Source organism: Psychrobacillus sp. FSL K6-2836, from assembly GCF_038003085.1.
In the GTDB taxonomy this organism is placed as follows: Bacteria; Bacillota; Bacilli; order Bacillales_A; family Planococcaceae; genus Psychrobacillus.
Map to the genome: position 1 here is coordinate 3,261,893 of NZ_JBBOOM010000001.1, position 13,232 is coordinate 3,275,124.

9 protein-coding genes are annotated in these 13,232 nt (G+C 36.7%); 7 read left to right on the forward strand and 2 right to left on the reverse strand.

Annotated features, from left to right (window positions below; all coding sequences use genetic code 11):
- Positions 1–88: 88 nt before the first annotated feature.
- From MKY37_RS15665 to MKY37_RS15680, 4 genes are all read left to right on the forward strand, one after another.
- Positions 89–1,630, forward strand: coding sequence for a GNAT family N-acetyltransferase (locus MKY37_RS15665; protein ID WP_340778584.1), 1,542 nt, complete (start codon positions 89–91; stop codon positions 1,628–1,630).
- A gap of 21 nt (positions 1,631–1,651) precedes the next feature.
- Positions 1,652–3,373 carry a phospho-sugar mutase gene (locus tag MKY37_RS15670; RefSeq protein ID WP_340778585.1) on the forward strand — a complete coding sequence of 574 codons (1,722 nt, stop codon included), beginning with the start codon at positions 1,652–1,654 and terminating at the stop codon, positions 3,371–3,373.
- Between the two features lie 132 nt (positions 3,374–3,505).
- Positions 3,506–4,621, forward strand: a complete 1,116-nt coding sequence (locus MKY37_RS15675; RefSeq protein WP_340778587.1) for a GAF domain-containing sensor histidine kinase — start codon at positions 3,506–3,508, stop codon at positions 4,619–4,621.
- 12 nt (positions 4,622–4,633) lie between these two features.
- Positions 4,634–5,281, forward strand: coding sequence for a response regulator transcription factor (locus MKY37_RS15680; protein ID WP_340778588.1), 648 nt, complete (start codon positions 4,634–4,636; stop codon positions 5,279–5,281).
- Positions 5,282–5,573: 292 nt separating this feature from the next.
- On the opposite strand, the gene MKY37_RS15685 is transcribed toward MKY37_RS15680, so the two are convergent.
- Both MKY37_RS15685 and MKY37_RS15690 read right to left on the reverse strand, forming a co-directional pair.
- A complete protein-coding gene (locus tag MKY37_RS15685; protein WP_340778589.1) occupies positions 5,574–6,458 on the reverse strand; it encodes a cation diffusion facilitator family transporter in 885 nt (294 codons plus the stop codon).
- A 79-nt stretch (positions 6,459–6,537) separates the two neighbouring features.
- Positions 6,538–7,875: a hemolysin family protein gene (locus MKY37_RS15690; protein ID WP_340778590.1), complete on the reverse strand. Its 1,338-nt coding sequence runs from the start codon at positions 7,873–7,875 to the stop codon at positions 6,538–6,540.
- A 221-nt stretch (positions 7,876–8,096) separates the two neighbouring features.
- Between MKY37_RS15690 and chrA the strand changes: the two genes are divergently transcribed.
- From chrA to MKY37_RS15705, 3 genes are all read left to right on the forward strand, one after another.
- Positions 8,097–9,254 carry a chromate efflux transporter gene (chrA, locus tag MKY37_RS15695; protein ID WP_340778591.1) on the forward strand — a complete coding sequence of 386 codons (1,158 nt, stop codon included), beginning with the start codon at positions 8,097–8,099 and terminating at the stop codon, positions 9,252–9,254.
- A gap of 379 nt (positions 9,255–9,633) precedes the next feature.
- Positions 9,634–11,376 carry an ABC transporter ATP-binding protein gene (locus tag MKY37_RS15700; protein ID WP_340778592.1) on the forward strand — a complete coding sequence of 581 codons (1,743 nt, stop codon included), beginning with the start codon at positions 9,634–9,636 and terminating at the stop codon, positions 11,374–11,376.
- Positions 11,373–13,112 carry an ABC transporter ATP-binding protein gene (locus MKY37_RS15705; RefSeq protein WP_340778593.1) on the forward strand — a complete coding sequence of 580 codons (1,740 nt, stop codon included), beginning with the start codon at positions 11,373–11,375 and terminating at the stop codon, positions 13,110–13,112. The genes MKY37_RS15700 and MKY37_RS15705 overlap by 4 nt, the downstream gene beginning before the upstream one ends.
- Positions 13,113–13,232 lie beyond the last annotated feature (120 nt).

The window sequence follows — 13,232 nt, forward strand, 5'->3', positions numbered from 1 at the left end:
AATGCTTCTTTAATTACATGTAAAATATTTTATCTGAAGTGAAAAGAGCTATATAATGAAGTTACTTAATAAAAGAGGAGCCGATAAAATGACTGAAGAATTTGATTTATCTCCATTTGAACAAAGCATGATTATAAGACAAACGTCTTTTTCCGATATAGAGTCAATTTTAGAAATTCAACGATTATGTTTTCCGGGTATGGACCCGTGGAAATTAGCTCATTTACGTAGTCACTTAACTATTTTCCCAGAAGGGCAGCTAGTTGCTGAGCTGGATGGAAAAGTAATTGGTTCTTGTTCAAGTCTTATTATTAATTTTGATGAGTATGATGACCGCCATTCCTGGTCGGATGTGACAGATGCAGGCTATATTACAAACCATAATCCAGAGGGATATAATTTGTACGGAATTGAAGTCATGGTGCACCCAGAATTCAGAAGAATGAAAGTTGGTCAACGTTTATATGAAGGCAGAAAAGATATTGCAAGACAGTTCAACTTAAAATCAATTATTATTGGAGGGCGTATTCCAAACTATCATAAATTTGCAGAAGAGATGTCTCCAAGAGAATATGTGACGTCTGTTTCTCGCCATAAAATATATGATCCAGTTTTAACTTTCCAATTAATGAATGGCTTTACATTGATGCGTATTAATCCTAACTATCTACCAGATGATAAGGCATCTGCCAAATATGCAACACTGATGGAGTGGAATAATATTGATTATATCCCACTTTCTAAACGACATTTCAAAACGAGCTATCCTGTACGAATTTGTGCAGTCCAATATATGATGCGCAAAATTAATTCATTTGAAGAGTTTGCCAACCAATGTGAATATTTTGTTGATGTGGCGTCCGATGCCCAATCAGATTTTGTAGTGTTTCCCGAGATCTTTACTACACAGCTAATGTCATTCCTAAACGAACCCTCTCCAAGTCAAGCGGTCCGTAAATTGACAGAGTATACTCCGCAATATATGGAGTTATTTTCGGATTTATCGATCCGTTACAATATTAATATTATTGCTGGCTCTCACTTTGTGGAAGAAGAGAACGAGGAAATATATAATATCGCTTATTTATTCCACCGAGATGGTGCCATTGATAAACAATATAAAATCCATATTACACCGAACGAACGTAAATGGTGGGGAATTAGTGCAGGTGACTCCGTTCAAGTATTTGATACGGATTGTGGTAAGATTGCGATTCAAATTTGCTATGATATAGAGTTTCCAGAGCTTGCACGAATTGCAACAGATATGGGTGCGAATATTATTTTCTCTCCATTTTGTACCGAGGATCGTCAAGGCTACTTACGGGTTCGTTATTGTGCACAAGCACGTGCAATTGAAAACCAAATCTATACGGTTATTTCTGGTACAGTTGGAAACTTACCTCAAACGGAAAATATGGATATTCAATATGCTCAGTCCGCAATTTTCGCCCCATCTGACTTTGAGTTTGCTCGTGATGGAATTGTAGGGGAAACAGAGCCGAATGTAGAAATGGTTTTAATAGGGGATGTAGATTTAGAAATCCTCCGCCGTCAACGTCAAGATGGGACGGTTAAACAATTAAAAGATAGACGTCATGATATTTACAGTGTCGATTACAAAAAATGATGGAGAGGGGTTAGCAAGCCTATGCGATATAGACAACTTTTTGACCAATGGAATAACTTCTCAGAGCTTGAGTCCTATTGGAAAGAGGATCTTCAACTTCTAGCAAAGGATGAAAAAAAAATAGAAGATGCATTCTATCGCGATTTAGAATTCGGAACTGGTGGGATGCGAGGGGAAATCGGTGCTGGTACGAATCGTATAAATACGTATACTGTTCGTAAAGCGACCACTGGACTTGCTTCTTATATTAAAGGAGCTGGAGCAGAAGCGATGGAGCGTGGAGTCGTTATTGCTTATGATAGTCGCAGATATTCTCCAGAGTTTGCGCGAGAAGCAGCAAATACGCTAGCATCTAATGGTATAAAAGCTTATCTATATATGGAACCTAGAACTACACCCCAGCTTTCATTTTCAGTAAGATATTTGCATGCTTTCATGGGGATAGTCATTACTGCAAGTCATAATCCTCCTGAATATAATGGGTACAAGGTTTATGGGGAGGATGGGGCACAGTTAAATCTAGCAGACGCCGAGGTAGTTATCCAGCATGTGACTGATGCGGGAGATGCACTCCATATCGATCAAAGAAATCCAGATAAACAATTAGTAATTCAATTAGATGAACAGTTGGACCAAGCATATATGGATGCCCTAAAAACAGTTCAAGAAAAAGATGGATTAGCATCGTCCACTGATTTGAAGGTAGTATTCACACCTTTACACGGAGCATCTGGAAAAACGGTTAAAAGAATATTAAGTGAGATTGGCTACGAGCATATCTACTATGTAGATGAACAAATGGATCCAGACGGAGATTTCCCAACGGTAGTATCTCCAAATCCAGAAGAGCAAAGTGCTTTTGAATACGCTATTCAATATGGAGAAAAAAATGATGCAGATATTCTAATAGCTGTTGATCCAGATGGGGACCGAGTAGGTATTGCTGTTAAAACTCATTCTAAATATGAGCTTTTAACGGGCAATCAAACCGGAGCTATATTAATCGAATATCTGATGTCACAGCGTAAAGCGGAAGGGAATATACCTGCAAATGGGCGTGTTTTTAAAACGATAGTTACCTCGGACTTAGGGCGAGTAATAGCCGAATATTACGGAGTAAGTACAGAAGATGTATTAACCGGCTTCAAATTTATCGGTGAAAAAATCAAGCAATACGAAGAGACCAAAGAGTTTGAGTTTTTATTTGGCTATGAGGAAAGCTATGGTTATCTGATAAAAGACTTTGCACGTGATAAGGATGCGGTACAAAGCGTGCTAGGGATAGTAGAAGCTGCTGCCTATTATAAAAAACAAGGCTTGACCTTACTCGATGTATTATCTCAGTTATATGAAAGACATGGTTTTTATTTGGAAGGGCTCAGGTCTGTTACGAAAAAAGGAGTAAGTGGTGCGAATGCAATTCAAAACTTACTTGAACAGGTTCGTGTAAATAGAATTACGGAAGTTGCCGGAATTACTGTTCTTTCTCAAGAAGACTATTTGCATTCAATTCGAACATTCACGGATGGTCGAGAAGAGGAGGAAATATTCCTCCCAAAATCAAACGTTATTAAGTACTTCCTTGCAGATGGCTCATGGGTTTGTGTGAGACCAAGCGGGACAGAGCCAAAGATTAAATATTATTTTGGTGTGCTTAGTGGGTCAGAAGCAGAAAGTATAGAAAAACTAAAAGCTTTACAGGATGATTTTTTGTTGAAGATGAATCAATATTTAGAAGAATAATAGAGAAACAGGAAAAGTGAACTTGCTTTTCCTGTTTTTTTTCGGTCAAAAGTATGATGTCCAGATCCTACTGAGAATAGTGGATAAGTGATATTATGGAATAAGATGAATTACATACCTGGAGGAGTTTACATGCTATCAAATGAACTCTCGAACATTGAATTACTAAAAGAAATAGCAGAATTATTAAATGAAGAAACAGAAATGGAAAAAATGTTACAGGGTGCCTTGCACAAACTATTAGAGGGTACATTATTTGAAACGGGTTGGATATTTTTTATTGATGAAAAGGGGAAGCAACAGCTAATTGCACATGAAAATCTGCCAAATGCATTACAGCAAAATGACTGCAAACATTTGCAAAAAGGTGGCTGTTGGTGTGTTTCAAGATTTCAAAATGGGGAGTTAAAAAAGGCTTCAAATATTATTGAATGTAAAAGAATTGTCAACGCAAGAAAGATGAGTAATGAAGATAGCGGTGGCATTACGCACCATGCAACGGTACCGTTACAATCAGGTCAGGAAAACTTTGGTCTATTAAATGTAGCTACTCCGAATACGATTCGATTTTCAGATGGAGAGCTTGCTTTACTGGAATCGGTAGCCTTTCAAATCGGCTCAGCTATTAAGCGAATTTTCCTCACAAAGCAGGAGCAGCAAGTAGCTCTCGTACAGGAGCGTAACCGACTTGCACGAGATTTACATGACTCGGTTAACCAATTATTATTTTCAGTAACCCTAACTGCTCGCGGTGGAATAGAAATGACAGAGCAGCAGGAGATAAAAAATACATTTAAAGAAATACAATATTTAACTCAGGAAGCACTAACAGAAATGCGAGCACTCATTTGGCAGCTACGCCCTAAAGGATTGGAGTCAGGAATTATCGAAGGTCTTAAAGGATACGGAGATATTTTAGGACTTTCATTGACAGTGAAGGTAAAGGGAGTCATTAACCTGCCTGCAATTATTGAAGAAACACTATTTCGAATTGCTCAGGAAGCATTGAATAATATACGCAAGCATTCTGGTGTACTTCAAGCAGAACTATATTTAACGGTTACTCCTACAGATGTTTTATTGGTTGTGAAAGACGAGGGGTGTGGATTTCATATGAAAGAACCTAAAAGACTACGTTCAATCGGTTTACAAAGCATGAGGGATAGAGCGAATTTTGTTGGTGGAACGGTGGATTGGGTAACGGAGTGGGAAAAAGGAACAGAAATATTAGTGCGATTACCTTATTAGGGGGGAGTAATTATGATACGTGTACTAATTGCAGACGATCATCATGTAGTAAGAAGAGGGTTAATGTTTTTTCTAAAAACGCAAAAGGATATGGATATTGTAGGTGAGGCTACAAATGGGAAAGAAGCTGTGCAGCTAACAGCAGATTTGAAGCCCGATGTTATATTGATGGATTTGGTCATGCCCGTAATGGATGGCATAGAAGCAACGAAGCGCATAAAGGCTACAAATCCAGAAATCCAAATATTAATGCTCACTAGTTTTTCAGATAGAGACCATGTGATACCTGCCTTAAAAGCTGGGGCAGCCGGGTATCAACTTAAAGATATAGAGCCAGATGACCTTGCCGATGCAATTCGAAAGCTAATGCGAGGTGAAAATACATTACATCCAGAGGCGACAACCCAGTTAGAAAAAGAGTGGGAGCCAGTGGAACTAAGTCCACATGAAGAACATCCGTTAACTCCAAGGGAACAGGACGTATTATCCGAATTAACAAAAGGGAAAAGTAATAGAGAAATAGCATCATCATTGTTTGTTACTGAAAAAACAGTAAAAACGCATATTTCCAATATCTTTGCCAAGCTACATGTTCAAGACCGTACACAAGCAGCTCTTTATGCGGTAAAGCACGGATTAACAGAACCAAGTGGACAATAAAAAGCACGGAGAATCGCAATGGCCATGCGAGATCCCGTGCTTTTTTGTTAGTCTGGCATATTTCTTCTAGAACTTGTTCGCACAAAAGATGAAATCTATTAAACGTTGCGTAAAACCGCTTGGGAGTTGCGCTTACAGGGCAGAAAGTTGCGCAAATGGCTTCGGAAGTTGCGAGTAAGCAGAAAAATGTTGCGTATAAAGAAATCATTGCGTAAACGCATGGAAATGTTGCGCATAAAGAGTAGAAAGTTGCGTAAAACCTGTTGGTATTTACGCATAATCCAAAAACTACTTACTCATTATTCAGTATGTCCATATTTGGTTCAATATGGACTAGGATAACGGAAAATGGCTTTACCTTCATTATACGTTGTTCTATTTCCTCCGTAATACGATGGCTATTCACAACATTTAAATTTGGATCTACTGTTACAGTAATATCGACAAACATCAAATTTCCATGCATTCTCGCTTTAAAATCCGTTAGTTTATCAACACCCTCGACGAGTCTTACTATTGTTGACAAAGATTCGGCTTCCTCTACATTGAAGCCATCAGATAATGTGTAGGCTGCATCATGAAAAATGGTATAGGCCGTATAGATAATGATTACTCCGACTAGTAGGGCAGTTATTCCATCTAAAATTGGAAACCCTAAAATAGATCCGACTATACCAATAGTTGCACCGATACTAACTAATGCATCTGATCGATTGTCATAGGCTGCAGCTTTTAAAGCAGCACTGTTTATACGGGTTCCTAGCTGTAAATTATATCTATAGACAACGTACATAATAATGGCACTAACTAATCCAACAATCGCAGTCAAAAATGAAGGGGTTTCCTGGGTAGGGTTAGCAAGATGTTGAATTGCTTGAATAAGTACTTGGATTCCGATAAAAGCCATGATGAACGCAGCTACTAGCGAAGCAATAGTTTCAGCACGTAAATGTCCATATTGATGATGACTATCGGGTGGTTTTTGAGAAATACGCAGTCCGATTAATATAGCGACAGAGGCAATAATGTCTGTAAAATTATTTAGGCCATCTGCTTTTAAGGCCTCTGAAGATCCGATGATACCAATGGTTAGCTTAAGTGTACTCAACAGTAGATAAATACTAATACTTATCCAGGCACCTTTTTCCCCTTCACGTAAGTTTGTGTATAGCTCCACAATGTTTCCTCATTTCAACAATTATAGACATAGGAAAACGACCCTCAAATGAGAGTCGTTTTTGTAATCTATAATGATTTTATTGTTCAATTATTGGCTCTAGCTCTTCAACTGGTGGAGCAGATTTAATAATCTCTAAGTATTGAATATGATGTCCATCGATCTCTTTAATCATGAAATCATAGCCCTGTTCTTGAATTTTTTCACCTTTTACGGTTTCGTAGCTTTTAGTCATGAACCAACCACCTATAGTATCTATATCCTCTTCATCGATATCTATACCTAGTAGGTCATTAACATTTTCGATTAACATCTTGGCATCAACAATATAATGATTTTCTTCTAACTTTTGAACTTCTGGAAGTTCATCAGTATCAAATTCATCACGAATATCGCCAACGATTTCCTCGATAATATCTTCTATAGTCACAAGTCCTGAAGTACCACCATATTCATCCATTAAGATTGCCATATGAATTCGTTCACGTTGTATTTTAAGTAATAAATCAGCAATTGGCATATTCTCAATAACTCGGATAATCGGTTGCATATAATCGCTTACGGGTGTTGTTGCATTTGTAGGATCTTTTATATATGCCGTTAATAGATTTTTCATATTAACAAGTCCAATAATATGATCTTTGTCCCCATCAGTTATTGGATATCTTGTATATTGTTCTACACCGATTAGCTGAAATACCTCATCTAACGTAAAATCTTTATCAATAGAAGTTATTTCCGTTCGTGGAACCATAATTTCTTTTGCAATACGATCATCAAATTCGAAAATTTTATTTACGTATTTGTATTCGGCTTGATTGATCTCTCCGCCTTTAAAGCTATCAGAAAGTATCATACGAAGCTCTTCTTCGGAATGAGCAACCTCTGATTCTGAAACAGCATCTAAACCAAATACTTTAGTTGCTAGGAAACGTGCGGAACCATTCATACCGTGAATAACTGGATACATAAGTTTATCAAAAATGATAAGCGGTTTTGCTACTGCTAATGTAATTTGTTCAGACCTTTGAATAGCAAAAGTCTTTGGTGTTAACTCTCCTACAACTACATGAATATACGTTACAAGAGAGAATGCAATAATAAATGAAAGTAAAGAGGCAACACTCTCTGGGAGCTCAAAATAATTAAATGCCGGATGTAGAATCCGTTCAATTGTCGGTTCTCCAAGCCACCCTAACCCTAATGCTGTTATGGTGATTCCAAGCTGACAGGCAGATAGATATTCATCCAGATTGGAAACTACTTTTTTGGCATTTATCGCCTTAGTGTTCCCTTCAGCAATAAGCTGATCAATTCTTGTAGTTCTTACTTTTACAATTGCAAACTCACTCGCAACGAAAAATGCAGTGAATGCGATTAAGACAGCAAACGCTGTCAATCGTATGGCTATGTCCAAATAATTACTTTGTCCCTAACCCAAATGAGGGGTAAGACAAAGTGTACACCTCCTGTTTTCTAAAAAATAGTTTATACGTTTAATAATAAAATATAAAAAAAGAAATTACAAATCTTTCTACTCTATATAGAGATATTCTGTTAACAAAATTTACAAAAACTTAATATATATCATCTCATACATGTTAGATAATAGAGATTAATATAATTGAGGAGGTTCAAATGAAAAATAAATATATAGAAATACTTAAAGCATCCACTAAGCTTGGTTTAACATCATTTGGGGGACCAGCTGCTCATATAGGATATTTCAGGGATGAGTATGTGGATAAAAGGAAATGGTTAGACGACAAATTGTATGCAGATATCGTTGCGTTATGTCAGTTTTTACCTGGACCAGCTTCCTCTCAAGTAGGAATCTCTATTGGATTATTAAGAGGGGGATTATTAGGAGGTATTATTTCATGGATAGGCTTTACGCTGCCATCAGTAATCCTTTTAATGTTATTTGCTGCATTCATATCGAGTTCAGGCTCTTTTGATAGTGGGTGGATCCAAGGCTTAAAAATAGTGGCAGTAGCAGTTGTTGCACATGCCTTAATCGGTATGCAAAAGTCATTAGCTCCAGATCGTATAAGAATTACGATTGCAATAGGATGCGCAATACTCACGTTACTTTTTCCAACTGCAGTTGGACAAATAGCAATTATTCTTATTGCGGGTATTTTTGGTTATTTCTATTTCAAAAATGCTTCAATTGATTCCGCTCCTGAGATGAAGCTCAGCTTTGGGAAAAAGACTGGAATAATTAGTTGGATATTGTTTTTTATATTGCTTACTTTACTGCCTTTATTAAAGCCATTTGTACAATCTGTCTATTATGCTATTTTTGACACTTATTATCGAGTGGGATCGATTGTGTTTGGTGGTGGGCATGTTGTATTACCAATGCTACAAAGGGAAGTAGATGTATCAGCAGATATGTTCCTTACTGGGTACGGAGCAGCACAGGCAGTACCTGGACCGTTATTCACAATCGCTAGTTTTTTAGGGCAAATAACTGCTGGAACTGGTGGAGCATTGATAGCAGTTTTTGCAATGTTTTTACCATCATTTTTATTGGTCATTGGAACATTGCCATTTTGGTCTATTATTCGTTCCAAAAAAGGTATTCAAGCCGCTTTAAAGGGAGTTAATGCAGCTGTTGTTGGAATTCTTCTTGCAGCACTTTATGATCCAGTATTCACGAGTGCTGTGAATAGTCCGATGGATTTTGTGATTGTATTAATAACTTTTACACTTTTAGTTGTATATAAATTAGCACCATACAAAGTAGTACTTATAAGTGTTGTGTTAGGTGCAATAGTCCATTCATTATAAAAATTCGAAAAGTATTGACAATTAAAATTTCGGTATGCTACTGTTAATATACACAAAAAAATGGAAATGGAGGTATGACAAAATGATTCGTTTAAAAGATAGTGTTGTTGACTTAATAAGTTGTTCATACCTACCATTAGACCGGAAATGATTTAATAACAGACATTTTACGTATTATTTTGTCTATTATTAAAGCGCATTACCTCTAGATGGGTAATGCGCTTTTTTATGTCTTTTTACTTCCAATTTTTGGTGAAAAATATGAAAAGGAGTGTTGGATATGAATATTCAACGGACAAAACAAATTTTACTGAAGGAATCTCTTGAAGGTGGATAGCTAATAAGTAATGTGTAGAAAGAAGAAAAGAGGGGTTATACAATGTTTTCTGTTTTATTTAAATTGAAATGGTTTTTTAAAGATCATTGGAAACGTTATACAGTAGCGGTTAGTTTGTTAATAATTGCTAGTGCATTTGAGGTTTTACCACCGTGGTTAGTTGGTGAGGCAATCGATTCAATAACTATGGGGGAAATGACAAAAGAGTCATTAATGCAATATGTACTCTATTTTGTTGGAATAATTATTATAGGTTATGGACTTAACTTTGTTTGGCAATATCAATTATTTGGTGGTTCAATCACGATCGAGCGTATATTACGATCAAAGTTAAACTTAAAATTTTTGAATATGACACCTACATTTTACGAGAAAAATCGTACGGGTGATTTAATGGCCCGTGCAACAAATGATTTGAATGCTGTAGCAACTACAGCAGGATTTGGAATCATGACATTAATTGATTCAACAATGTATATGGCTGCACTTATACTTGCAATGGGCTTTATCATTTCATGGAAACTTACTATTTTTGCAATTTTACCAATACCTATTTTAGCATTTATCATGCAATATCTTGGGAAAATTATTCACGAAAAGTATATGGTTGCACAGGATGCATTTGGGGATTTAAATGACCGTGTATTAGAGTCAATTGCTGGGGTTCGCGTTATCCGCGCTTATGTGCAAGAACGAGCTGATGAAAAGAATTTTGCTGATATGAGTGAAGAAGTCTACGAAAAAAATATGGTTGTAGAACGAATTGATGCACTTTTTGGCCCTATTACTAAAGTGGGAACTGGTATTAGTTATGTAGTTGCCCTAGGTTATGGTGCTTATCTAGTATCAAAAGGTGAAATGACAGTTGGTAATTTAATCACCTTCAACGTTTACTTAGGAATGGCAATTTGGCCGATGTTTGCAATTGGAGAACTGATCAATGTAATGCAACGTGGAAATGCCTCGTTGGATCGTGTGCAAGAAACACTAGACTACGACCAGGATGTAAAAGATCCTATATCACCAGTCCAGTTAAATAGTGTGGATTCCATTGGATTTAAGGATGTTGGATTCCAATACCCATTGTCCCAAGTAAAAAATCTTCAAAATATTAGAGTGAATCTCCAAAAAGGTCAAACACTAGGGATTGTTGGCAAAACTGGTTCCGGAAAAACTACCTTTATGAAGCAATTATTAAAGGAATATCCGATTGGTGCTGGTCAGCTTACAATAGGAGAAACTGCTATTTCAGCGCAAACGAAAGATCAGGTTCTAGAATGGATTGGATATGTTCCACAGGACCATGTATTGTTTTCTAGAACGATTCGTCAAAATATTCTTTTTGGTAAAGAAGATGCGACGGAGGATGAATTAGAAGAAGCAATTCGATTAGCACATTTTCAACAGGATTTGATGAATTTACCGATGGGCTTAGAAACGTTAGTTGGGGAAAAAGGGGTCTCATTATCAGGTGGACAAAAACAGCGTGTATCGATTGCACGTGCACTTATTAAAAATCCAGAAATTTTACTGTTAGATGATTCTCTTTCTGCTGTAGATGCAAAGACAGAAGCTAAGATTATCGAAAATATACAAAATGAACGTAGTGGGAAGACAACAATTATTACGACGCATCGATTGTCGGGTATACAACATGCTGACCATATTATCGTTTTAGATGAAGGTCTTATTGTGGAAGAAGGGTCTCATGAAGACCTTCTTGAACAAAATGGTTGGTACAAAGAGCAATATGATCGCCAACAGCTTGAGGGGGTGTCGTCATGAGTACTGGAAAACGACTCTACCATTATGCGTTATTTTATAAAAAACCAATTATTCTTGGTCTAATCTTTTTAACTATTGCAGTGTTTGCTGATTTAACAGGTCCATTCATAGCTAAGAAAATTATCGATGACCATATTACAGATGGAGCTATTAATCTTCAGCCTATATTAATGCTATTGGCTCTATATTTTGGTTTAGCAATTGTAACAGCGATTTTTAGATACTTTATGTTTATTTATTTGCAAATTGGCGCAAACCGAGTTGTGCAAAAGCTCCGAAATGATGTTTTCGGGCATATTCAAACATTGCCAATACAGTATTTTGATAACTTGCCTGCTGGAAAAGTTGTAGCACGTGTTACGAACGATACAGAAGCAATTCGTAATTTATATGTGCAAGTATTATCTCAGTTTGCAACAAGTATTATTTCTATTGCAGGGGTTTACGTAGCATTGTTCATCTTAAATGTACAAATGGCTTTAATGGCACTATTTGTTGTTCCAATTGTGTATGTTTGGATGATTGCTTATCGGAAATATGCATCTAAATATAATCATATAGTTCGTACAAAAATTGCTGATTTAAATGCAATGTTAAATGAATCCATCCAAGGAATGTCCATTATTCAAGCATTTAAACGCGAAAAGCAAATGGAACGTGAATTTGAGGAGATGAATGAAGAGCATTATCTCTATCAGAAAAAGTTACTAACTTTAGATTCAGCAACTGCATTTAACCTAGTAAGTGTGCTCCGTACGATTATGTTTATCATGTTCATCTGGTATTTTGGAAGCTTATCCATGGAGCCAGATACAATTATTTCAGCTGGTATGCTCTATGCATTCGTAGATTATACAACACGATTATTTAATCCAATTACAGGGATTGTTAACCAATTTTCGCAGTTAGAACGATCATTGGTTGCTGGAAATCGTGTGTTCCAATTACTTGATGAAACTGGCGAAGAAGTAAATGATGAGCGTATGGAACGATATGAAGGAAATGTTGAATTTCAAGATGTATCCTTTGCATATAAAGCAGATGAATATGTTTTGAAGAATTTAAACTTTGTAGCAAATAAAGGAGAAACAGTAGCGCTTGTTGGTCATACAGGCTCTGGTAAAAGTTCTATTATGAACTTGTTGTTCCGCTTTTATGATCCATCAAAAGGGAGAATTTTGATAGATGGAACAGACATAACTACATTACCTAGACAAACGATTCGTAATCATATGGGTATTGTTTTACAGGATCCTTATTTGTTTTCAGGAACGATAGAGTCAAACGTAAGTTTAAACGATCCTCGTATCTCTCGAGAGAAGGTAGAGGCAGCTTTAGAGGCTGTGGGAGGAGAACGAGTGTTGAAAAATCTAGAAAAAGGTTTGGATGAACCTGTTATTGAAAAGGGGAGCACACTTTCGTCCGGTCAGAGACAGCTCGTTTCTTTCGCAAGAGCCCTTGCATTTGACCCGGCTATATTAATTTTGGATGAAGCGACATCTAATATTGATACGGAAACCGAAGAGATTATTCAACACGCAATGGATGTACTGAAAAAAGGAAGAACTACTTTTATCATTGCTCATCGACTTTCTACTATTAAGAATGCTGATCGCATCTTAGTATTGGACCGTGGAGAAATTGTCGAAAGTGGATCTCATGATGAGTTACTACTATTACAAGGTCGCTATGAACAAATGTATAAATTACAAGCAGGGGTATCTCAGCATGTGTAACACATGCGGGGATATTCCCTTTTTTTTGAAAGAAAGTATATAAAATTGTCTCGTGAACACTGAGTTCAAGATACTTTTTAGAATGAATTAATACTACTACTGATTTGCGTTTCAGGTGGA